General features: G+C 69.1%; 28 protein-coding genes. 5 read left to right on the forward strand and 23 right to left on the reverse strand.

Translation table 11 applies throughout. The annotated features are described in order from the left end of the window. Positions 1-125 precede the first annotated feature (125 nt). Both eccD and mycP read left to right on the forward strand, forming a co-directional pair. Positions 126-1,502: a type VII secretion integral membrane protein EccD gene (gene eccD, locus ABD798_RS10605; protein WP_344873293.1), complete on the forward strand. Its 1,377-nt coding sequence runs from the start codon at positions 126-128 to the stop codon at positions 1,500-1,502. Next, positions 1,502-2,836 carry a type VII secretion-associated serine protease mycosin gene (mycP, locus tag ABD798_RS10610; RefSeq protein ID WP_344873295.1) on the forward strand — a complete coding sequence of 445 codons (1,335 nt, stop codon included), beginning with the start codon at positions 1,502-1,504 and terminating at the stop codon, positions 2,834-2,836. Before eccD ends, mycP begins: the two co-directional genes overlap by 1 nt. 9 nt (positions 2,837-2,845) lie before the next feature. On the opposite strand, the gene eccB is transcribed toward mycP, so the two are convergent. Further along, positions 2,846-4,372 (reverse strand): type VII secretion protein EccB, encoded by a 1,527-nt coding sequence (gene eccB, locus ABD798_RS10615; protein WP_344873297.1) that lies wholly within the window; start codon positions 4,370-4,372, stop codon positions 2,846-2,848. Positions 4,373-4,474: 102 nt separating this feature from the next. Here eccB and eccE point away from each other — a divergent pair, with 102 nt between their 5' ends. The 3 genes from eccE (at position 4,475) to ABD798_RS10630 (ending at position 6,940) form a co-directional block, all read left to right on the forward strand. Beyond that, on the forward strand, positions 4,475-5,731 hold the full coding sequence (gene eccE / locus ABD798_RS10620) for a type VII secretion protein EccE (protein WP_344873299.1): 1,257 nt from the start codon (positions 4,475-4,477) through the stop codon (positions 5,729-5,731). Continuing rightward, a complete protein-coding gene (locus ABD798_RS10625) occupies positions 5,728-6,459 on the forward strand; it encodes a hypothetical protein (protein ID WP_344873301.1) in 732 nt (243 codons plus the stop codon). Before eccE ends, ABD798_RS10625 begins: the two co-directional genes overlap by 4 nt. 148 nt (positions 6,460-6,607) lie before the next feature. Continuing rightward, positions 6,608-6,940: a DUF6355 family natural product biosynthesis protein gene (locus ABD798_RS10630; RefSeq protein ID WP_344873303.1), complete on the forward strand. Its 333-nt coding sequence runs from the start codon at positions 6,608-6,610 to the stop codon at positions 6,938-6,940. Between the two features lie 13 nt (positions 6,941-6,953). On the opposite strand, the gene truA is transcribed toward ABD798_RS10630, so the two are convergent. The 22 genes from truA to rplN form a co-directional block, all read right to left on the reverse strand. Continuing rightward, positions 6,954-7,829, reverse strand: a complete 876-nt coding sequence (gene truA, locus ABD798_RS10635; protein ID WP_344873305.1) for a tRNA pseudouridine(38-40) synthase TruA — start codon at positions 7,827-7,829, stop codon at positions 6,954-6,956. Further along, a complete protein-coding gene (rplQ, locus tag ABD798_RS10640; RefSeq protein ID WP_344873307.1) occupies positions 7,826-8,335 on the reverse strand; it encodes a 50S ribosomal protein L17 in 510 nt (169 codons plus the stop codon). Before rplQ ends, truA begins: the two co-directional genes overlap by 4 nt. A gap of 61 nt (positions 8,336-8,396) precedes the next feature. Further along, positions 8,397-9,446 carry a DNA-directed RNA polymerase subunit alpha gene (locus tag ABD798_RS10645; protein ID WP_086827423.1) on the reverse strand — a complete coding sequence of 350 codons (1,050 nt, stop codon included), beginning with the start codon at positions 9,444-9,446 and terminating at the stop codon, positions 8,397-8,399. 170 nt (positions 9,447-9,616) lie between these two features. Then, positions 9,617-10,222: a 30S ribosomal protein S4 gene (gene rpsD, locus ABD798_RS10650; protein ID WP_344873311.1), complete on the reverse strand. Its 606-nt coding sequence runs from the start codon at positions 10,220-10,222 to the stop codon at positions 9,617-9,619. A gap of 23 nt (positions 10,223-10,245) precedes the next feature. Beyond that, positions 10,246-10,653: a 30S ribosomal protein S11 gene (gene rpsK, locus ABD798_RS10655; RefSeq protein ID WP_086827427.1), complete on the reverse strand. Its 408-nt coding sequence runs from the start codon at positions 10,651-10,653 to the stop codon at positions 10,246-10,248. Between the two features lie 38 nt (positions 10,654-10,691). Continuing rightward, the gene (rpsM, locus tag ABD798_RS10660) at positions 10,692-11,072 is read right to left on the reverse strand and encodes a 30S ribosomal protein S13 (RefSeq protein WP_086827429.1); all 381 of its coding nucleotides are present in this window, start codon (positions 11,070-11,072) and stop codon (positions 10,692-10,694) included. Positions 11,073-11,237: 165 nt separating this feature from the next. Next, entirely contained in the window at positions 11,238-11,351 is a 114-nt protein-coding gene (gene rpmJ / locus ABD798_RS10665) for a 50S ribosomal protein L36 (protein ID WP_010148647.1), read from the reverse strand. Between the two features lie 55 nt (positions 11,352-11,406). Next, the gene (infA, locus tag ABD798_RS10670; RefSeq protein ID WP_029136093.1) at positions 11,407-11,628 is read right to left on the reverse strand and encodes a translation initiation factor IF-1; all 222 of its coding nucleotides are present in this window, start codon (positions 11,626-11,628) and stop codon (positions 11,407-11,409) included. A 233-nt stretch (positions 11,629-11,861) separates the two neighbouring features. Next, positions 11,862-12,026: a hypothetical protein gene (locus tag ABD798_RS10675; protein ID WP_344873317.1), complete on the reverse strand. Its 165-nt coding sequence runs from the start codon at positions 12,024-12,026 to the stop codon at positions 11,862-11,864. A 170-nt stretch (positions 12,027-12,196) separates the two neighbouring features. Then, positions 12,197-12,991 (reverse strand): type I methionyl aminopeptidase, encoded by a 795-nt coding sequence (gene map / locus ABD798_RS10680; protein ID WP_344873981.1) that lies wholly within the window; start codon positions 12,989-12,991, stop codon positions 12,197-12,199. 2 nt (positions 12,992-12,993) lie between these two features. Then, positions 12,994-13,545, reverse strand: coding sequence for an adenylate kinase (locus ABD798_RS10685; protein ID WP_344873319.1), 552 nt, complete (start codon positions 13,543-13,545; stop codon positions 12,994-12,996). Then, complete coding sequence (gene secY, locus ABD798_RS10690; RefSeq protein ID WP_344873321.1) at positions 13,545-14,867, reverse strand: preprotein translocase subunit SecY; 1,323 nt, start codon at positions 14,865-14,867, stop codon at positions 13,545-13,547. The genes ABD798_RS10685 and secY overlap by 1 nt, the downstream gene beginning before the upstream one ends. Before the next feature lie 437 nt (positions 14,868-15,304). Further along, positions 15,305-15,751, reverse strand: a complete 447-nt coding sequence (gene rplO, locus ABD798_RS10695; protein WP_344873323.1) for a 50S ribosomal protein L15 — start codon at positions 15,749-15,751, stop codon at positions 15,305-15,307. Positions 15,752-15,753: 2 nt separating this feature from the next. Then, positions 15,754-15,936 carry a 50S ribosomal protein L30 gene (rpmD, locus tag ABD798_RS10700; RefSeq protein ID WP_344873325.1) on the reverse strand — a complete coding sequence of 61 codons (183 nt, stop codon included), beginning with the start codon at positions 15,934-15,936 and terminating at the stop codon, positions 15,754-15,756. A 4-nt stretch (positions 15,937-15,940) separates the two neighbouring features. Beyond that, positions 15,941-16,588 carry a 30S ribosomal protein S5 gene (gene rpsE, locus ABD798_RS10705; protein WP_086827440.1) on the reverse strand — a complete coding sequence of 216 codons (648 nt, stop codon included), beginning with the start codon at positions 16,586-16,588 and terminating at the stop codon, positions 15,941-15,943. A gap of 49 nt (positions 16,589-16,637) precedes the next feature. Beyond that, entirely contained in the window at positions 16,638-17,042 is a 405-nt protein-coding gene (gene rplR / locus ABD798_RS10710) for a 50S ribosomal protein L18 (RefSeq protein WP_344873328.1), read from the reverse strand. Next, positions 17,039-17,578: a 50S ribosomal protein L6 gene (gene rplF, locus ABD798_RS10715; RefSeq protein WP_344873330.1), complete on the reverse strand. Its 540-nt coding sequence runs from the start codon at positions 17,576-17,578 to the stop codon at positions 17,039-17,041. Before rplF ends, rplR begins: the two co-directional genes overlap by 4 nt. Positions 17,579-17,596: 18 nt before the next feature. Then, entirely contained in the window at positions 17,597-17,995 is a 399-nt protein-coding gene (gene rpsH / locus ABD798_RS10720) for a 30S ribosomal protein S8 (RefSeq protein ID WP_344873332.1), read from the reverse strand. Positions 17,996-18,082: 87 nt separating this feature from the next. Beyond that, positions 18,083-18,268, reverse strand: coding sequence for a type Z 30S ribosomal protein S14 (locus ABD798_RS10725; protein WP_086827446.1), 186 nt, complete (start codon positions 18,266-18,268; stop codon positions 18,083-18,085). Between the two features lie 2 nt (positions 18,269-18,270). Beyond that, positions 18,271-18,834: a 50S ribosomal protein L5 gene (rplE, locus tag ABD798_RS10730; protein WP_344873335.1), complete on the reverse strand. Its 564-nt coding sequence runs from the start codon at positions 18,832-18,834 to the stop codon at positions 18,271-18,273. A gap of 2 nt (positions 18,835-18,836) precedes the next feature. Continuing rightward, complete coding sequence (rplX, locus tag ABD798_RS10735) at positions 18,837-19,151, reverse strand: 50S ribosomal protein L24 (protein WP_344873337.1); 315 nt, start codon at positions 19,149-19,151, stop codon at positions 18,837-18,839. A gap of 2 nt (positions 19,152-19,153) precedes the next feature. After that, the gene (gene rplN, locus ABD798_RS10740) at positions 19,154-19,522 is read right to left on the reverse strand and encodes a 50S ribosomal protein L14 (RefSeq protein WP_086827450.1); all 369 of its coding nucleotides are present in this window, start codon (positions 19,520-19,522) and stop codon (positions 19,154-19,156) included. Positions 19,523-19,585 lie beyond the last annotated feature (63 nt).

The following is a 19,585-nucleotide window of genomic DNA, read 5'->3' on the forward strand; positions in this document are numbered from 1 at the left end:
CGGATTCAGGAGAACCCGAAGTACCGCCCGAGGAGGCTTGGCCATACTAGGGGCGCTCATGATGACGTTCCGGTCGATTCGGTGAACGCCCACCGGGACGGGCTAACAAAGCACAGGGGGTGCTGGTGGCGACCGCGACGACGGTGTTCAGCAGGGTGACGGTGCTCGCGCCGCAGACACGGATCGACGTGGCGTTGCCCTCCGACGTCGCGGTGGCCGACCTGCTGCCGAAGCTGCTGAACCTGGCGGGCCAGGCGACGCAGGACGGCGGCGCGCGGCACGGCGGGTGGTGCCTGGCCAAGCTCGGCGAGCCCCCGCTCGACCTCAGCCGCACGCTGGCCTCGCTCGGCGTCGTCGACGGCGACCTGGTGCAGCTGCGCCGCCGCACCGAGAACCCGCCGCCCCCGCTCTACGACGACGTGGTCGACGCGATAGCCGACGCCGAACCGGGCGGGCTGCGGCCGTGGACCAGCGACACCGCGCGCAGGCTCGGCAACACCGCCTGCGGCCTGGCCCTGGTCACCGCGGCCGTCGCCGTGCACCTCGCCGGAGGGCGCTTCCCGCTCGCCGCCGCCATCACCGCCGGGGTCGCCGCGCTCGTGGCCATCGCGGCGGGCTCGACGATCACCCGCGCGCAGCGCGCCCCCGACTCCGGCGTCGTCGTCGCGGCCGCGGGCGCGCTGCCCATGGCTTTCGTCTGCGGCCTGCACGCGGTGCCCGGCGCGCTCAGCCCCGCGAGCCTCGTGCTGGCCTTCGCGGCGGCCGGGGTCGTCTCGGTGATCAGCCTGCTCGTGCTCGGCAACGGGATCACCGTTTTCGTTGCTGGAGCGGGAATCGGGAAGACCGGAGCCCTCGCGAGCCTCGTCGCGGCGTTCCTGCCCAACGCCGTTCCCGGCATCGCCGCGGGCACCGCGTCGATAGCGCTGGCCGCGCTGTCGGTGCTGCCGAGGCTGACCATCCAGCTCGCCAAGCTGCCGCTGCCGCACGTCCCCGGCAGCGCCGCCGAGCTCAAGGAGGACGACGAGTTCCCCGACTACGCCGTCATCGAGCGCCGCGCGGGCCTCGCCCACCAGTACATGACCGGCATGCTCATCGCCTCCGGCGTCGTGGCGGCAGCGGGCGCGGTGCTCGCGGCAGGCGGCCCCTCGTGGTTCGGCCCGCTCTTCGGCGGAGTCGTCGCGGCCGTGCTCCTGCTGCGCGCCCGCACCTACGCCAACGGCGGCCAGGCCATCGCGCTGCTCGCGACCGGTTTGCTCACCGCGACCGGGCTCATGGTCGGCTGGCTGCTCCGCGCGAGCCCACTGCACCAGCTGCTGTGGGTCTTCGGCCTGCTCGTGGTCCTCGCCGCGACCGCCATCACCCTCGGCGTCGTGTTCCCGAAGCAGCGGTTCTCCCCCGTGCTGCGCCGTTCCGTCGATGTGGCCGAGGCCGTGCTCATCGCGTCCGTTCTGCCCCTCGCGCTCGCCGTGATGGACCTCTACAGCGTCGTCAGGCACCTCTGATGCGCGCGCTCGCCACCATCGTCGGTGTCGTGGCGCTCGCCCAGCCCACCGCCGAGTTCACCCCCGTGCCGAGCTATCCCGCTCCCCCGCCCGTCACCTACGACATCGGGCAGCTGAAGGGGGACGCGAAGCCTGACGAGGTGTACGAGCAGGACAAGGTGTGCGTGGAAGGCCGGGCGAGCGGTGACCTCAGCGCCAAGCCATGGGGCCAAATGCACCTCAACTTCGAGCAGGCATGGCGGTTCGGTCGCGGTGACGGCCAGCTCGTCGCGGTGATCGACACCGGGGTGAACCGCCACCCACGCCTGGCCGGACGCCTGAGCGGTGGCGGTGACTACGTCGCGGGCAAGGACGGCACCGATGACTGCGACGGCCACGGCACGATGGTCGCGGGCATCATCGCCGCCGACGGCCCCGAGGGCGACCAGCCCAAGTCGGCGTTCAAGGGCGTCGCTCCCGGCGCTCGCATCCTGGCCATCCGCCAGTCCAGCAAGGCTTTCGGCAAGAAGGACAGCGGTTCGACCCGCGCGGGCACCCACTCCACGCTCGCGAAGGCGATCGTGCGGGCCGCGGACGCCGGAGCCGGGGTGATCAACATCTCCTCGGTGGTGTGCATGCCCGCCGGCTCCAACTGGCCCGATGTGCAGGCAGCGGCCCGCTACGCCCGGGAGAAGAACTCGGTGGTCGTCGCGGCGGCGGGCAACGTCACCACCGCCGAGGGCAGCAACTGCGGCAGGCCCAACCGGCCCGACTCGGTGCAGACCGTGCCCACCCCGGCCTGGCTGGACGCGGACGTGCTGACCGTCGGCGCGATCAGCGAAGGAGGTGGGCCCGCGACCTTCACGATGGGCGGCCCGTGGGTGGACGTGGCGGCGCCCGGCACGAACAACACCTCGCTCGACCCCGGAACGGGCGCCAGCGGGCTGGCGAACCGCTACGTCGAGGGCAACCAGCTCCACGACATCCAGGGCACGAGCTTCGCGGCGCCGTACGTGAGCGGGGTCGTCGCGCTGGTCCGCGCGAGGTACCCGCACCTCGACGCGACGCAGGTGATGGAGCGGATCAAGAAGACCGCGCGCCAGCCGCAGGGCAGGACGGGTCGGGACTTCCACATCGGCTACGGCATGGTCGACCCGGTCGCGGCGCTGACCGCCGTGCTCCCGGAGGAGCAGGGCATCAACCCGCGCCCACCGCTGCGGTCCACGGTGGACATCGCACCCGCGACGCCCGCCGACCACCGCCCCCTGACCGTGGCGCTGGTCGGCTCAGGCATCGCCCTGGGCCTGCTGGCACTGACGCACCTGGCCGTCCGGGCCCGCCGCCGCACCACCTGACCGGAATCCTCAGCCGCCCGCGCGCTCCTCGCGGGGGTCCTTGCGGCGCAGGATCTTCGAGTCGTCCAGCGGGACCGCGTCGAACACCCGCCGGGCCTCGCGCGGGTCGAGCCGAGGGCCTTCCGGCAGCAACCGCAGGATGCTCTCCGGCGCGGGCCAGTACGGCAGCGCGAGCCCGAGCCCCTCGGCCGTGCGCACGTCGGGGATGCCGAACTTCACGCCGCGGTCGGAGACGAGCTGGATCGGCCCGGTGCTGAAGTCGTTCTCGGAGGTGGCCGCGCGCACCACGGCACCTCGGCCGGGCGGAAGGTAGAAGCCGTCGAGCGCTTCGCCGGAGCCGTCGGCCTGTGCGAGCTGCACGGGCTTCACCGTCTGCCCGAGGTTGTCGCCGACGGTGACCGTCGAGGTCGCGCTGCCGTCCTTCGGCGTCCAGCTCAGGCAGGTCGTCGGCGCGCGCTCGATGCTCAGCACGGTCGGCGCGAATCTGGGGAAGTCCTTGACGTTCAAGGACTTCGCCGTCGTCCTGAGGTTGACCAGCTGCTGGGTCGCCATGTCCGGCCAGCCCGTCGTGGCCGTGGTGGCGCGGATCAGCTCGGCGACGGTCTCGGTGATCTCCTGCTTGCCGTCCTTGAGCAGCACGAAGAACTGGAAGTCGCCCCTGGCCCGCTCGGTGCGGACCACGGAGCCGACCTTGTGCTCGGTGCCGAACTCGGTGGCCTCACCGCGCTGCGGGATCTCCGGCGCGCGCAGCTCCGCGACCTCGGGGATGGCGTTGAGCAGGCCGCTGCTGACCTTGCGCGGCTTGTTCCCGGTCAGCCGGAAGGTCTCGCGGACCGCGGCGTTGCCCAGGTCCACCTTCGCCCGCACCGTCCCGGTCCCCTTCAGGCCCATGCCGTCGTCGGCGGAGAACACGAGGTAGCTCTGGCCGTTCGGCCCTGCCAGCAGCAGGCCCTCCCTCGGCCCCAGCCTGCGGCCCGGCGCGGCGGTCCCGGCGAGCACCGTGGTGTGCAGCCCCGGCCGCTCGTCCGGGTCCGGCAGGTCGAGCTTGCGGAAGAGCTCGTCGCACACGGCCCATTCGGGTGAAACTCTCAGGTCTTTGTCGGGAAGTAGCTCGGGAGCGCCCGGAATTCCGGTGAATGCCCCCCTCGGCACATCGGTGAGCTTCGATTCGTCGACCCGCGACGGAGTTCCGGTCGCACCGCCTCCGGTGGTCATCAGCAACAGCCGCGCCGAAGCCATGTTCGCCACCGGGATCAGCTGGCGCGGGTTCGAGGTCGCGACAAAAACCGCGCCGGTCTGCTCGCTGATCACGATGCCGTTATCCGGCAGGGTTCCTTTCGGCTTGATCAGGCCGTACACCAGGAATCCCAGAATGATCGAGACCGCGACGACGGCCCCGGCGGCGGTCGCCCGCATTTGGGTGCGCGCCGGTTCATGGACCATCACAGCGTCCTTGCGCACCAACGCGGACTCCATGCGGCGAACGACGAATCGATACGCCTGCACCTGTGACTTGGTCGTGGGAGTTGAGGGCATTCTCGTTTGCTGCTCTCCACTGCGCGGTAGCGTTACGGCCCGGTGCCTATTGGCCCGAGTGGCACCCTACTGGCAGCCAGCGCGGGGAGAGACCGAACCGGAATGTCCGTGACAACGAACCCCACCGCGCCCCCTGCCGTCCTCAGGGCGCGGCGGCGCACGGTGGGCGCGAGCCTGGGCGCGCTGCCCGTCGCCAACCTCGTCGTCTTCCAGGTCGGTGCCGGGCTCGGGCTGCTCCTGCTGACGGTGAACGGCGCGCTGCTGCCCGTGGCCGCCGGGATCGCGGTCCTCGGCCTGCTGGTGGCGGCCGCGCGGTGGAACGGCCGCTGGCTGACGCAGTGGATCGCGCTCACCGCCCGCTACTCCTTCCGCTCCCACCTGCGCACCGCGCGCCAGTCCGCGGACGCGCAGCCGGAGCCGGAGCGGACGACGCTGGGCGCGGAGGACCGCAGGGTCGCGCTGCTCCGGCTCGCCGTCCCGGACCTGGTGGTCGCACAGGCCACCGACCACGACCGCAACCCGATCGGCCTGGCGTGGCACGAGGGCACCTGGACCGCGGTCCTGCTCGTCGACCCTGCCCCCGGACTGATCACCAAGGTCGGCAGCACGCCCAACCTGCCGCTGTCCGCGCTCGTGCCGTGCCTGGAGGACCGGGGCGTCGTGCTCGACTCCATCCAGGTCATCTCCCACTGCTACCCGGGAAGCGCGGCGCTACCGGCGACCTCGCCCGCCCTGGCCTCTTACCTGGAAGTCCTCGGTCCGCTGCCGACCGCGGCGCGGCGCACCACCTGGGTGGCCGTGCGACTGGACCCGCAGCGCTGCCTCTCCGCGATCCGCGAGCGCGGCGGTGGCGTCGTCGGCGCCCACCGCGCGTTGCTCGGAGCGCTGTCGCGGGTGGGGAACGCCTTGGCCGCCAAGGGGGTTCAGACGCGCCCGCTGGACACCGACGAACTGCTGCGCGCCGGGATCTCCGCCGCCGAACTCACCACCTCCGTCGGCAACTCGGACCCGGTGCAGCTCCGCGAGCGCTGGACCGGGGTCACCGCCGCCGGAGTCGGCCACGCCAGCTACGCGGTCACCGGCTGGCCGAGCAAGGGCGGCCAGGCCAGCCTGAACGCGCTGACCGGTGTGCGCGCGCTGTCGGCGACCGTGTCCGTGGCGATCTCGCCGAGCGACGAGGACGGCAACGTGGGCCTGCGCGGCCTGGCTCGGGTCAGCGCCCGCACACCGAAGGAACTGGAACAGGCCGACGAGCGGCTGCAGACGATCAGTGAGCGGCTCGGCCTGTCGCTGACCCCGCTGCGCGGTGTGCAGCTCGCCGGGTTCGCCGCCTCGCTGCCGCTCGGAGGAAACACATGACCGCACGCGGCAGGATGCTGGAGAACAAGGCTGCCGACCTCGGCGTCGCCCCGGAGTTCACCGTGTCGCCGGAGATGCTCGACGCGATCAGCCCCTCCGGCGACCGCGGCGGCATGGTGCTCGGTTGCGGCGCGCAGGGCGAGCCACTGTCGGTTTCGGTGCTGCGCAACGCACCTACGCGCATCGCGCTCGTCGGCGGGCTGTACCTGGCGCGCCAAGTGGCGATGCGGGCGATGGCAACGGGAGCCTGGGTCGTCGTCGCCACCGGACGACCTGCCGCGTGGCACGCCCTGACGAGGGCCGCCGGCCAGGGCCCCGACGGGCGCCCGGTGCCGCTGGTGCAGATCCGCAGGCTCACGCCGGTCGAGCTGCCCCGAGGTTCCGAGGACGGCCCGCTGCTCGTCGTGCACGACGGCACCGCGGTCCCCCAGGAGCTGTTCCCGCCGCGTTCTCCTTGGCAGACAACGCTTTACGTGCTCCCCTACCTGCACCCGCAGGCGGCGTCCACGGTGACCGGAGCCGACCTGGCACTGATCCAGCGGCTCCCCGTCGGCCAGGCCCAGCTCGCCGGGCGGATGTGGAACCTGCCGCCGAACCTGGTCCAGCAGCTGACCGCCCTCGGCGACGACCGGGTGGTCGCGGTCGGCCCGAACCTGTGGCTGCCCATCCGGTTGATCACCACGCCCAGTGAGCAGCAGCTGCTCGGCCCCATCCGCAGGGGCGACTGACGTTTCAGGACCCGAACGGTTCCACCGCACTTCTCCAATTCTGTCAATCACCCCTTCAGACGAAGATCATCCGTTTCATCTCAGCGCAAACCCCCTTGCCCCTAGGGTCGCTCCCGTCATTGATCAACATTCTGAGGGGAATGACCTGATGCGCAAGATCCTCGGCCTGGCGCTGCCGCTGTTCGCGGTGCTGGGCATGACCGCCGTCGCCGCGCCGAGCGCGTCGGCCGCGCAGTGCGGCTGGTACACCGAAGGCCGTACCGGCTACCACAAGCACTGCGGCGGCACGTTCATCCTGGTGAAGGCGCGGTGGGACACCGGGTTCACCTACAACACCTGCCAGGGGCCGTGGAGCACGATCCCGTTCTACCCGGACGGTGACCACGTGCAGACCGGCGCGTGGTACGTGAAGACTCCGCCGAGGGTGCTCACCGATGTTGGCGGCAACAAGTTCTGCAGCGCTTCACAGCCGCAGGACTGATCACCGACCGAGGTCATCCGCCGAGGACGCGTACTCGGCGGGTGACCTCCGCGCGCTGCGCGAGCTGGTCATCGGCCGGATAGTCCACTGCCACGAGGGAAAGCCCGTGCGCGGGGGCCACGACGACCGAGCTCGCCCGCACGGTGGAGCTCAGCAGCGTCCCGGGCCACTCCGGCCCCTTGCGACCGTCCCCCACCGCGAGCAGCGCGCCGACGAGGCTGCGCACCATCGAATGGCAGAAGGCGTCGGCGGAGACGTGCGCGACGAGCTCTTCACCGTCAGCGAGCCACTCCAAGCGCTGTAGCTGACGCACGGTCGTCGCGCCGTCCCTGCGCTTGCAGAACGCCGCGAAGTCGTGCTCCCCCAACAACAACCGCGCCGCCTCGTTCATCGCGGCCACGTCGAGCCGACGCGGCCACGCGACCACCTCACGGGCGCGCAGCGGAGCGGCACCGTACTCGGCGGCGGTCACGCGGTACTCGTAGTGCCGCCGCAGCGCACCGAAGCGCGCGTCGAACTCCAGCGGCACCTCGCGGATCGAGTAGACCCGCACGTCCGGCGGCAGCAGCCGGGCCAGCCTGCGCACCAGACCGTCCACTTCGGACGGATCGGCGGAGTCGAAGTGGGCGACCTGGCCGGTGGCGTGCACGCCGGCGTCGGTCCGCCCCGCGACGGTGAGCTGGACGTCGCGCCGCGTCAGCAGCGACAGCGCGTCCTCCAGCACCCCGCACACGGTGCGCCTGCCGGGCTGCCGCGCCCAGCCTGAGAAATCGGTGCCGTCGTAGCCCAGGTCCAGCCGGAACCGGTGCGGCCCCTGGACGCGGACGAGCCCGCCGCCCTCCTGTGCGGAGGAAGCGGCGGGCTCGCCGGACTGGGAACCAGTCGTCACTTCTCGGTCTTGTCCTCGGCCTTGGCCTCGGTCTCGACGGTCTCGGTCTCGGCGACCTCGACGGCCTCAGCGGCCGGGGCCGCCTCGGTCTTCTTCTCGTCCTTGGCGAACTTGGTGCCGCGAGCGGCGTTCGCCTCGGCGGTGACGGTGCGCTCGGTGATGAGCTCGATCACGGCCATGGCCGCGTTGTCGCCCTTGCGAGGCATCGTCTTGGTGATGCGGGTGTAGCCGCCTGCGCGCTCGGCGAAGTGCGGGCCGATCTCCGCCATCAGCTTGTGCACGATGTCCTTGTCGCGGATCAGCTTCATGATCTCGCGACGGTTGTGCAGGTCACCGCGCTTGGCCTTGGTGATCAGGCGCTCGGCGTACGGCCGCAGCCTGCGGGCCTTCGCCTCGGTGGTGGTGATCCGACCGTGCTCGAACAGCGACGTGGCCAGGTTGGCCAGCATCAGCCGCTGGTGGGCCGGCGACCCACCGAGCCGGGCACCCTTGGTGGGCGTGGGCATGTCTTGCTCCTCTTGAGATCAAGCCGCGCGACGCCGCTGCGGGCGCTCGCGGTGAGCAGCTCTACAGCTGCTCGGTCTCGGCGTAGTCGTGGCCATCGTCGTTGCCGTGGTCGACCCCTGCGGACCAGCCCTCGGAGGCGTAGTCCGCCGCGGCGGCCGACGGGTCGAACCCGGGCGGGCTGTCCTTGAGCGCGAGCCCGAGGCCGGCCAGCTTCAGCTTGACCTCGTCGATCGACTTGGCGCCGAAGTTCCGGATGTCCAGCAGGTCAGCCTCGCTGCGCGACACGAGCTCACCCACGGTGTGGATGCCCTCGCGCTTGAGGCAGTTGTAGGACCGGACGGTGAGGTCCAGGTCCTCGATCGGCATCGCGAACGCGGCGATGGTGTCCGCCTCCGCGGGAGACGGGCCGATCTCGATGCCCTCGGCGTCCACGTTGAGCTCGCGGGCCAGCCCGAAGAGCTCGACGAGGGTCTTGCCCGCGGAGGCCACCGCGTCCCTCGGGGTGATCGAGGGCTTGGTCTCCACGTCCAGGATCAGCTTGTCGAAGTCCGTGCGCTGCTCGACACGGGTGGCCTCGACCTTGTACGTCACCTTCAGCACCGGCGAGTAGATCGAGTCGACCGGGATGCGGCCGATCTCGGCACCGGCCTGCTTGTTCTGCATCGCCGGGACGTAGCCGCGACCGCGCTCGACGACGAGCTCGATCTCCAGCTTGCCCTTCCCGTTGAGGGTGGCGATGTGCAGGTCGGGGTTGTGCACCGTCACGCCCGCGGGCGGGACGATGTCGCCGGCGGTGACCTCGCCGGGGCCCTGCTTGCGCAGGTACATCGTCACCGGCTCGTCCTCCTCGGAGCTGACGACCAGCTCCTTGAGGTTGAGGATGATGTCGGTGACGTCCTCCTTCACACCGGGGACCGTAGTGAACTCGTGCAGCACACCGTCGATGCGGATGCTGGTCACCGCGGCGCCCGGGATGGACGACAGGAGGGTCCTGCGCAGGGAGTTGCCGAGCGTGTAGCCGAAGCCCGGCTCCAGCGGCTCGATGACGAAGTGGGACCGCGTGTCGTTGACCGAGTCCTCGGCCAGCGACGGGCGCTGAGAGATAAGCACTGACTGTTCCCTTTCCTACCGGTGACCGCTATATGACACCGAGAGAAATGACGCACCGGGGACCAGGCGGACCTGGAGGACCGGCAGAGCGGCGGCACACCCTGTAGTGCCGCCACCGGGGTCGGACGCGGGTCCGGGGCGGCCGTCTGCGACGACCACCCCGGAACACGTCACTTCGAGTAGAGCTCGACGATGAGCTGCTCCTGGACCGGCACGTCGATCTGTGCGCGCTCCGGGAGCTGGTGCACGAGCACCCGCAGGTTCGACGGCACGACCTGCAGCCAGGCCGGGACCGGACGGTCGCCGAGGGCTTCCTTCGCGGCCAGGAACGGCAGCGTCGGCATGGACTTCGGCTTCACGTCGATGATGTCGTACTGCGAGACGCGGAAGCTGGGGATGTTCACCTTCTGGCCGTTGACCAGGAAGTGACCGTGCGCCACCAGCTGACGAGCCTGACGCCGCGTGCGGGCGAGCCCGGCGCGGTAGACCACGTTGTCCAGGCGCGACTCGAGGATGCGCAGCAGGTTCTCACCGGTCTTGCCGGGGAGACGCACGGCTTCCTCGTAGTAGCGGCGGAACTGGCGCTCCAGGACGTTGTAGGTGAAGCGAGCCTTCTGCTTCTCCTGCGTCTGAAGCAGGTACTCGCTCTCCTTGATCCGCGTACGGCCGTGCTGGCCGGGCGGATAGGGGCGACGCTCGAAGGCCTTGTCGCCTCCGATGAGGTCGACCTTGAGTCGGCGGGACTTGCGAGTCGCGGGACCGGTGTAGCGTGCCATGTCTTCTTACTCCTCTCCCGCGCTCAGACCCGACGCCGCTTGGGCGGGCGGCAACCGTTGTGCGGCTGCGGGGTCACGTCCTGGATGGTGCCGACCTCGAGGCCCGCGGCCTGGAGCGAACGGATCGCGGTCTCGCGGCCGGAGCCGGGACCCTTCACGAAGACGTCCACCTTGCGCATGCCGTGCTCGGCAGCCTTGCGGGCGGCGTTCTCGGCGGCCATCTGGGCCGCGAACGGGGTGGACTTCCTGGAGCCCTTGAAGCCGACGTGGCCGGCGGAGGCCCAGGCGATCACAGCGCCGTTCGGGTCCGTGATGGAGACGATGGTGTTGTTGAACGTGCTCTTGATGTGGGCGTGCCCATGAGAGACGTTCTTCTTTTCCTTACGCCGGATCTTCTTGACCCCGGCGCCCTGGCGGGTCTTGGGAGGCATTCTGCTCTTGATCTCCTAGCTAGGAACGCGAGGTCGGACTACTTCTTGCCGGCCTTCTTCTTGCCGGCGACCGTCTTCTTCGGGCCCTTACGAGTACGGGCGTTGGTCTTGGTCCGCTGACCACGCACGGGCAGGTTGCGGCGGTGCCGCAGGCCCTCGTAGCAGCCGATCTCGACCTTCCGACGAATGTCGGCCGCGACCTCGCGGCGAAGATCACCCTCGACCTTGAAGTGGTTCTCGATGTACTCCCGCAGCTGGACCAGCTGGTCGTCGCCGAGGTCCTTGGCGCGCAGGTCCGGGCTGACGCCCGTCGCGGCCAGGATCTCCTTGGAGCGGGTTCGGCCAATGCCGAAGATGTAGGTCAGCGCGATCTCCATCCGCTTCTCGCGGGGGAGATCAACGCCAGAAAGACGTGCCATACGGCTCTCTAGCTCCTGTGATCACTTCAGGTCTTCTCCCCGCCCGTCCCCGGACCAGTGGTCCAGGGCCCCGGCCTGAAGTCCGGGGGTGTGTCCCGCGCCGCGAACGGCGCGAACAGGTACGAGGAGGCTTGTGTTGTGTCGTCTAACCGCGACTGCGGGTGATCAGCCCTGACGCTGCTTGTGACGCAGGTTCTCGCAGATCACCATGACCCGGCCGTGACGGCGGATCACCTTGCACTTGTCGCAGATCTTCTTGACGCTCGGCTGGACCTTCACGGTCGTGCACTCCTGCTTGGCCGCGTGTCCGAATGGAATCCGGACACCGTGGAGGTCACTTGTAGCGGTAGACGATGCGGCCGCGGGACAGGTCGTAGGGCGAGAGCTCCACGACTACCCGGTCCTCGGGCAGGATACGGATGTAGTGCTGCCGCATCTTGCCGCTGATGTGTGCGAGAACCCTGTGGCCGTTCTCCAGCTCAACGCGGAACATCGCGTTGGGGAGAGGCTCGACCACGCGGCCCTCGACCTCAATGGCCCCGTCCTTCTTGCCCATGTCCTCCGCGTTTCGTGACGGTGACAGATCATCTGACATGCCCGGACACCGGCGCGAACCAGTAGCCGGGCGCGGACGTCCGCAACGTCAGGATCCTGTCGAGCCCGATCACGAGTGAGGGGTGAGAACCCAGCAACACCACTATGGAGTCAGGCGCAATAAGAGCCAGCGCGACGGACGCGCCGTCCCGATAGTGTAGGCGGCCTCGCGACAGCGGCCAAACCGGCCCCCGCTCAGGAGCGCTCGCGGTGGCGGTCCCCCGCCCAGGAAAGCACTTCCAGCGCGCCCCAGACGCTCACCGGCCAGACGAACCACGGATAGCCCAAACCCCCGGTGACCAGGCCGGTCACCGTCCAGACCGCGATCATCACCAGGCTGGCCCCCAACCAGGTGCGCATGGATTCGCCCACACCGTCGAGAGTTCCAGTTGGTGAAGGACACAGTCGTCATCCGCGATGTGTATTCGCGAACACGCCCGTGGGGGTAGCGATCTCAGCCCCGTGACACCGCCGCCCCCGGGCCGGGTTCGGCACGGGGGCGGCGGTCGGTGTTCGGGTGGTGCGGGGTGTCAGCTCTCTTCCGGGGCGGTGAGCACCCAGGGGCCGTCCTCGGTGACCGCGACGGTGTGCTCCCAGTGCGCGGCCCTGGTGCCGTCGGTGGTGATCACCGTCCAGCCGTCGGAGAGCTCCTCGGTGCGGTCGGTGCCCAGGGTGAGCATCGGCTCGACCGCGAGCGCCATGCCGACCCGCAGGCGAGGCCCCTTGCCGGGCTTGCCCATGTTCGGCAGGAACGGCTCCATGTGCATCTGCGAGCCGATGCCGTGCCCGCCGTAGCCGTCGACGATGCCGTAGGTGCGGCCGTCCTTCTCCTCGGAGGAGATGACCGAGCTCTCGATCGCGAAGGAGATGTCGGTCAGCCGGTTGTCCGCGCGGACCTGCTCGATGCCCGCCCACATCGAGGCGCGGGTGGCGTCGGAGAGCTCCTGCTCGGCCTGGGTGATCGCGCCGATGGCCAGCGTGACCGCGGAGTCGCCGTGCCAGCCCTCCAGGATCGCGCCGCAGTCCACCGAGAGCAGATCGCCCTCGGCGAGGACCTGGGCGCGGTTCGGGATGCCGTGCACGACCTGCTCGTTCACCGAGGCGCAGATGCTGCCGGGAAAGCCGTGGTAGCCCTTGAAGGAGGGCACCGCCTTCGCGTCCCTGATCGTCTGCTCGGCCAGCTCGTCGAGCTCCAGCGTGCTGACCCCCGGCCTGGCGGCGGCGCCGACCGCGGCGAGCGCCCGTGCCACCACGAGCCCCGCGGCGCGCATGGCTTCCAGCTCGCCGCGGGTCTTCAGCTCGATGCCGCGGCCGCGCTTGAGCACGCTCACGCGTCCGCGCGCAGTGCCTTGAGCGCGCGCTCGGAGATGTCCTCCACCGAACCCACGGCGTCGATGGTGATCAGGATGCCCCGGTAGTAGTCCAGCAGCGGGGCGGTCTCCGAGCGGTAGATCTGCTGCCGCCTGCGGATGATCTCCTCGGTGTCGTCGGCCCGGCCGCGCGCCAGCAGCCGCTCCACCACGATGTCCTCGGCGATGTCGAACTGCAGCACCGCGTCCAGCTTGGTGCCCTTCGCGGACAGCAGTCCGCTGAGCACGTCCGCCTGCACGGTGTTGCGGGGGAAGCCGTCGAGCAGGAAGCCGCCCGCGGCGTCCGGCTGCGCGAGCCGGTCCTCCACCATCGCGTTGGTGACCGAGTCCGGGACCAGCTCTCCGGTGTCCAGGTACCGCTTGGCCTCCTGGCCGAGCGGGGTGAGCTGGCCGATGTTCGCCCTGAACAGGTCTCCGGTGGAAATGTGGGGCACAGCGAGCTTCTGGCTCAGCACCGTGGCCTGTGTGCCCTTGCCCGCTCCGGGCGGGCCGACGAGGACGAGTCTCACTACCGGAGGAACCCTTCGTAGTTGCGCTGCATGAGCTGGCTCTCGATCTGCTTCACGGTGTCGAGGCCGACGCCCACCATGATCAGCACGGCCGTGCCGCCGAACGGGAAGTTCTGGTTGCTGCCCTCCTGCGTGACCGACAGGAAGAAGTTGGGCAGCACGGCGACGATGCCGAGGTAGAGCGAGCCGGGCAGCGTGATCCGGCCGAGCACGAAGCGCAGGTACTCGGCGGTCGGGCGCCCTGGGCGGATACCGGGGATGAAGCCGCCGAACTTCTTCATCTCGTCGGCGCGCTCGTCCGGGTTGAACGTGATCGCCACGTAGAAGTACGTGAAGAAGATGATCAGCACGAAGTACAGGCCGATGTGCACCGGGCTGGACTGCGGGACGATGTGCGTCGCCACGAACTGCTGCCACCAGCTGGGCTCGGTGGAGGAGCCCGAGGTCAGCTTCGAGATCAGGTCCGGCAGGTACAGCAGCGAGGACGCGAAGATCAGCGGGATGACACCGGCCTGGTTGACCTTCAGCGGCAGGTAGGTCGAGGTGCCGCCGTACATCCTGCGGCCGATCATGCGCTTGGCGTACTGCACCGGGATGCGGCGCTGGCCCTGCTCGACGAACACGACGCTGACGATGATCGCCAGTGCGAACACGCAGACGACCGGGAAGACGATGCCGCCGTCGGGCCGCTGCAGGATCGCGCCGCCCTCGGGGATGATCCTGGCCGCGATCGAGGTGAAGATCAGCAGCGACATGCCGTTGCCGACGCCGCGCTCGGTGATCAGCTCACCCAGCCACATGATGACGGCGGTGCCCGCGGTCATCGTGATGACGATGACGATCAGGTTGAAGATGCCCTGGTCCGGGATGACGTCGCGGTCGCAGTTCTGGAACAGCTGCCGCTGGACCGCGAGCGCGACGATGCCGGTGGACTGCAGGATGCCCAGCGCGATCGTGAGGTAGCGGGTGTACTGGGTCAGCTTGCCCTGACCCGACTGCCCTTCCTTCTTCAGCTGCTCGAACCGCGGGATGACCACGGTGAGCAGCTGCACGATGATGCTCGCGGTGATGTAGGGCATGATGCCCAGCGCGAAGATCGACAGCTTCAGGAGAGCGCCACCGCTGAAGAGGTTGATCAGCTGGTAGAAGCTCTGACCACCGGACCCCTCGGCCTGGCGGATGCACTCCTGGATGTTCACGTAGGACACGCCCGGAGCCGGCAGGGTGGCGCCCAGCCGGTACAGCGCAACGATTCCGAGAGTGAAAAGGATCTTGCGACGCAGGTCGGGCGTCGTAAGAGCCGAGCGGAAGGCGCTGAGCACCCGAGACCTCCTCGGCGTGGCCGGCGGGAACGCCGACTACTGGCTGGGGCCGACACGTCCTGTCGGCGGGATAGATTGCAGGCTTCATGCGCTCCGCAGCACGAGGCCGAAGCGTGCTGACGACTGTAACAGCAGCCTCTCAGGGGGCGGTGCCCCCGTCCGGCCTCCTTGTGGCGCTGGACAAATCCCGCGTTCAGCCAGGGGCGAACAGCCCACGTCCAGCCCGCGCGCGCACGTGCCGCAAGCACGGGCGATCAGGCGCTCGGTGACGATTTCCCCTTGCGCACCAAGTGATCCACCCCTTGGCCGTGGGAAGCGAGAGCGGCTGCTGCCGAGAGGACTGTGAAAGACACCGTCAGACCCGCGTCGAGCGGTTCGGAGTGCGGACAGACTTCGGGGCCGGGAAGCGGTTCGCTTCCCGGCCCCGAGGTCAGGCATCACGCGGTGGTGGTGGTGGTCCCACCAGCGGCGGTGATCTTCTCGACGGCGCTACCGGAGAACTTGTTCGCGGTGATGTCGAGCTTCACCCCGCCAAGGTCTCCGTCGCCGAGGACCTTGACCAGGCAGTTCTTGCGAACCGCACCGGACTGGACCAGCTCGACGATGCCGACCGTGCCGCCCTGCGGGAACAGCTTGGCCAGCGCGGACAGGTTGACGACCTGGTACTCCACGCGGAACGGGTTCTTGAACCCCTTCAGCTTGGGCAGCCGCATGTGGATCGGCATCTGCCCACCCTCGAAGGCGGCAGGCACGTTCTTGCGCGCCTTGGTGCCCTTGGTACCGCGGCCCGCGGTCTTGCCCTTGGAGCCCTCACCGCGACCGACACGGGTCTTCGCGGTCTTGGCGCCGGGGGCCGGACGCAGGTGATGAATCTTGATAGTCATGGTCAGTCGACCTCCTCGACCGCCACCAGGTGCCGCACGGTGTGGACCAGGCCACGGTTCTGCGGCGTGTCCTCACGGACGACTGACTGGCGGATCTTGCGCAGGCCGAGAGTCCGGAGGGACTCGCGGTGGTTGCGCTTCGTGCCAATCGTGCTGCGCAGCTGGGTGATCTTCAGGTTGGCCATCGGATCACACCCCCTGTCCAGCACGGGCGCGCAGCATGCCGGCGGGAGCGACGTCCTCGAGCGGCAGACCGCGACGGGCGGCGACCTCTTCCGGCCGCTGCAGCATCTTCAGCGCGGCAACGGTGGCGTGCACGATGTTGATGGCGTTGTCGCTGCCCAGCGACTTGCTCAGCACGTCGTGCACACCGGCGCACTCCAGCACCGCGCGCACCGGGCCACCGGCGATGACACCGGTACCGGGGCTGGCGGGACGCAGCAGGACGACGCCCGCAGCCTCTTCGCCCTGCACGGGGTGCGGGATGGTGCCGGCGATGCGCGGGACCTTGAAGAAGTGCTTCTTGGCCTCCTCGACACCCTTGGCGATGGCGGCCGGCACCTCCTTGGCCTTGCCGTAGCCGACGCCGACCATGCCGTCGCCGTCACCGACGATCACCAGGGCGGTGAAGCTGAAGCGACGACCACCCTTGACGACCTTGGCGACGCGGTTGATCGCGACGACGCGCTCGATGTGGGGAGTCTTCTCCTGGGCAGCCCCGCCGCGGCCGCTGTCGCGGCGGTCCCTACGGTCGCGACGCTCGCCGCGCTCGTTGCCACCACCGGCGTTGCCGCCGCCGGGGCCACCGCCGCCGAATTGCCGTGTACGTCCCGGCATCAGGCGTTCCTTCCGTTTCGACGAACCCAGATCTCGTTGTTCCGCATGATCAGAACTCCAGCCCACCCTCGCGGGCCGCGTCGGCCAGCGCGGCGATCCGGCCGTGGTAGTTGTGGCCACCACGGTCGAACACGACCTGTGCGATGCCCGCGTCCTTGGCCCTGGCGGCGACGAGCTCGCCCACCTTGGCGGCGCGAGCCTTCTTGTCGCCGTCCAGCGCGCGGACGTCGGCCTCCAGCGTGGAGGCCGAGGCCACGGTGCGGCCGGCCAGGTCGTCGATCACCTGCGCGACGATGTGCCGCGAGGAGCGGGTGACCACCAGGCGCGGACGCTCGGCGGTGCCGCTGATCTTCTTGCGGAGCCGGAAGTGCCGGCGTGCACGGGCAATGCGACGCACCGTGGAGACGTCCTTGCCCACCCGCTTGCGCTTCGTAGCAGTCTCGCTCATGCTCACTTACCCGTCTTTCCGACCTTGCGGCGAACGTTCTCGCCCGCGTACCGCACACCCTTGCCCTTGTACGGCTCAGGCTTGCGGATCTTGCGGATGTTGGCGGCGACCTCACCAACCTGCTGCTTGTCGATGCCCTGGACGGAGAACTTCGTGGGGCTCTCCACCGCGAAGGTGATTCCCGCGGGCGGAGCCACCTTCACCGGGTGGCTGAAGCCGAGCGAGAACTCCAGGTCCGAGCCCTTGGCCGCGACGCGGTAACCGACGCCGTGGATCTCGAGCTTCTTCTCGTACCCCTGGGTCACACCGACGATCATGTTGTTGACCAGGGTCCGGGACAGGCCGTGCAGCGAGCGGCTCTTGCGCTCGTCGTCGGGCCGCGCCACCTCGAGCGCGCCGTCCTCGGCGCGCGTCACGGTGATGGGCTCGGCGACCGTGTGGTTGAGGGTGCCCTTGGGCCCCTTCACCGTCACGAGCTGACCGTCGATGTTGACATCGACGCCAGCCGGAACGGAGACCGGCAACTTACCGATGCGTGACATGCCGTAATCCCCCTTCCGCTACCAGACGTAGGCGAGGACTTCCCCGCCCACTGCCTGCTTGGTGGCCTGTCGATCGGTCAGCAGACCGGACGACGTGGAAATGATCGCGACGCCGAGGCCACCGAGAACCTTGGGCAGGTTGGTGGACTTGGCGTAAACGCGAAGACCCGGCTTGGACACCCGGCGCACACCAGCGATGCTGCGCTCACGGTTCGGGCCGTACTTCAGCGTGACGATCAGGTTCTTGCACTTCTCACCCTGCTCATCGCGGAAGCCGGCGATGTAGCCCTCACGCTGCAGAATCTCAGCGATGCTGACCTTGAGCTTGGAGTGCGGCATCACGACCTCGTCGTGATAGGCCGAGTTCGCGTTACGCAGACGAGTGAGCATGTCTGCGATCGGGTCGGTCATCGTCATGGTGACCTTGTCAACCTTTCTCGCCCCGGTTCCCGGTCGGGCCTGTGGCGAAGTGGGAATCAGTGAGGCGTGAGCGAGGAGCCGGACTTACCAGCTGGACTTGCTCACACCAGGCAGTTCGCCGCGGTGCGCCATCTGCCGGAGGCAGATACGGCACAGACCGAACTTGCGGAAGACCGAGTGCGGTCGGCCGCAGCGGTTGCAGCGGGTGTAGCCGCGGACCTTGAACTTCGGCTTGCGCGCGGCCTTGTTGATCAGAGCCTTCTTGGCCATCGTCAGCTCTCCTTGAACGGGAAGCCCAGGTGCTTCAGCAGCGCCCGGCCCTCCTCGTCGGTCTGGGCAGTCGTGACGACGGTGATGTCCATGCCACGCTGGCGGTCGATCGAGTCGGGGTCGATCTCGTGGAACATCGACTGCTCGTTCAGACCAAAGGTGTAGTTGCCGTTGCCGTCGAACTGCTTCGGCGACAGACCGCGGAAGTCGCGGATACGCGGCAGCGCGATGGTCAGCAGCCGGTCCAGGAACTCCCACATCCGGTCGCCGCGCAGGGTCGCGCGGGCGCCGATCGGCATGCCCTCGCGGAGCTTGAACTGCGCGATGGACTTGCGGGCCTTGCGGACCTCGGGGCGCTGGCCGGTGATCGTGGACAGGTCGCGGACCGCGCCCTCGATCAGCTTGCCGTCGCGGGCGGCGTCGCCGACGCCCATGTTGACGACGATCTTCACGATGCCGGGGACCTGCATCGGGTTCGCGTAGGAGAAGTCGCTCTTGAGCTTGGCGACGATCTCCTCGCGGTACCTCGACTTCAGGCGCGGCAGAGTCTTCTCGGTGGTGGTCATGCTCAGATGTCCTTACCGTTCCGGCGCGACACGCGGACGCGGCGACCCTCGTCGGTCGTCCGGCTGCCGATGCGGGTCGGCTTGCCGTCGGAGTCGACGACCATCACGTTGCTCACGTGGATCGGCGCTTCCTGGGTGACGATGCCGCCGGAGGAGGCACCACGCTGGGTCTGCGAGACCTTGGTGTGCTTCTTGATCCGGTTGACACCCTCGACCAGGACGCGGTTGCGGTCCGGGTAGGACTGGATGACCTTGCCCTTGGCGCCCTTGTCCTTGCCGGCGATGACGACGACCGTGTCGCCCTTCTTGACCTTCATGGTCAGAGCACCTCCGGCGCGAGCGAGATGATCTTCATGAACTTCTTGTCGCGAAGCTCACGGCCGACCGGCCCGAAGATGCGGGTACCGCGGGGCTCGGTGTCGTTCTTGATCAGAACGGCGGCGTTCTCGTCGAAGCGGATGTAGGAACCATCCGGGCGACGACGCTCCTTGAGGGTGCGGACGATGACGGCCTTGACCACATCGCCCTTCTTCACGCCTGCGCCGGGCATCGCGTCCTTGACGGTGGCGACGATCACGTCGCCGATGCCGGCGTAGCGGCGACCGGAGCCACCGAGAACGCGGATGCAGAGGATTTCCTTCGCACCCGTGTTGTCGGCGACGCGCAGTCGCGACTCCTGCTGGATCACTTCTCTTTACTCCCTGACCCTGTGTGGCACACCAGATTTCCGACCTGATGCACGCGGTCTGAT

The sequence above is a fragment of the Allokutzneria multivorans genome (assembly GCF_039537405.1).
In the GTDB taxonomy this organism is placed as follows: domain Bacteria; phylum Actinomycetota; class Actinomycetes; order Mycobacteriales; family Pseudonocardiaceae; genus Allokutzneria; species Allokutzneria multivorans.

Excerpts from the sequence above, each read along its gene's own strand:
- mycP (WP_344873295.1), top strand. The coding sequence starts at position 1,502 with ATGCGCGCGCTCGCCACCATCGTCGGTGTCGTGGCGCTCGCCCAGCCC.
- eccB (WP_344873297.1), bottom strand. The coding sequence starts at position 4,372 with ATGCCCTCAACTCCCACGACCAAGTCACAGGTGCAGGCGTATCGATTC.
- eccE (WP_344873299.1), top strand. The coding sequence starts at position 4,475 with ATGTCCGTGACAACGAACCCCACCGCGCCCCCTGCCGTCCTCAGGGCG.
- ABD798_RS10625 (WP_344873301.1), top strand. The coding sequence starts at position 5,728 with ATGACCGCACGCGGCAGGATGCTGGAGAACAAGGCTGCCGACCTCGGC.
- ABD798_RS10630 (WP_344873303.1), top strand. The coding sequence starts at position 6,608 with ATGCGCAAGATCCTCGGCCTGGCGCTGCCGCTGTTCGCGGTGCTGGGC.
- rplQ (WP_344873307.1), bottom strand. The coding sequence starts at position 8,335 with ATGCCCACGCCCACCAAGGGTGCCCGGCTCGGTGGGTCGCCGGCCCAC.
- rpsD (WP_344873311.1), bottom strand. The coding sequence starts at position 10,222 with ATGGCACGCTACACCGGTCCCGCGACTCGCAAGTCCCGCCGACTCAAG.
- rpsK (WP_086827427.1), bottom strand. The coding sequence starts at position 10,653 with ATGCCTCCCAAGACCCGCCAGGGCGCCGGGGTCAAGAAGATCCGGCGT.
- rpsM (WP_086827429.1), bottom strand. The coding sequence starts at position 11,072 with ATGGCACGTCTTTCTGGCGTTGATCTCCCCCGCGAGAAGCGGATGGAG.
- infA (WP_029136093.1), bottom strand. The coding sequence starts at position 11,628 with ATGGGCAAGAAGGACGGGGCCATTGAGGTCGAGGGCCGCGTGGTCGAG.
- ABD798_RS10675 (WP_344873317.1), bottom strand. The coding sequence starts at position 12,026 with ATGCGCACCTGGTTGGGGGCCAGCCTGGTGATGATCGCGGTCTGGACG.
- rplO (WP_344873323.1), bottom strand. The coding sequence starts at position 15,751 with ATGACTATCAAGATTCATCACCTGCGTCCGGCCCCCGGCGCCAAGACC.
- rpmD (WP_344873325.1), bottom strand. The coding sequence starts at position 15,936 with ATGGCCAACCTGAAGATCACCCAGCTGCGCAGCACGATTGGCACGAAG.
- rpsE (WP_086827440.1), bottom strand. The coding sequence starts at position 16,588 with ATGCCGGGACGTACACGGCAATTCGGCGGCGGTGGCCCCGGCGGCGGC.
- rplF (WP_344873330.1), bottom strand. The coding sequence starts at position 17,578 with ATGTCACGCATCGGTAAGTTGCCGGTCTCCGTTCCGGCTGGCGTCGAT.
- rpsH (WP_344873332.1), bottom strand. The coding sequence starts at position 17,995 with ATGACGATGACCGACCCGATCGCAGACATGCTCACTCGTCTGCGTAAC.
- ABD798_RS10725 (WP_086827446.1), bottom strand. The coding sequence starts at position 18,268 with ATGGCCAAGAAGGCTCTGATCAACAAGGCCGCGCGCAAGCCGAAGTTC.
- rplE (WP_344873335.1), bottom strand. The coding sequence starts at position 18,834 with ATGACCACCACCGAGAAGACTCTGCCGCGCCTGAAGTCGAGGTACCGC.
- rplX (WP_344873337.1), bottom strand. The coding sequence starts at position 19,151 with ATGAAGGTCAAGAAGGGCGACACGGTCGTCGTCATCGCCGGCAAGGAC.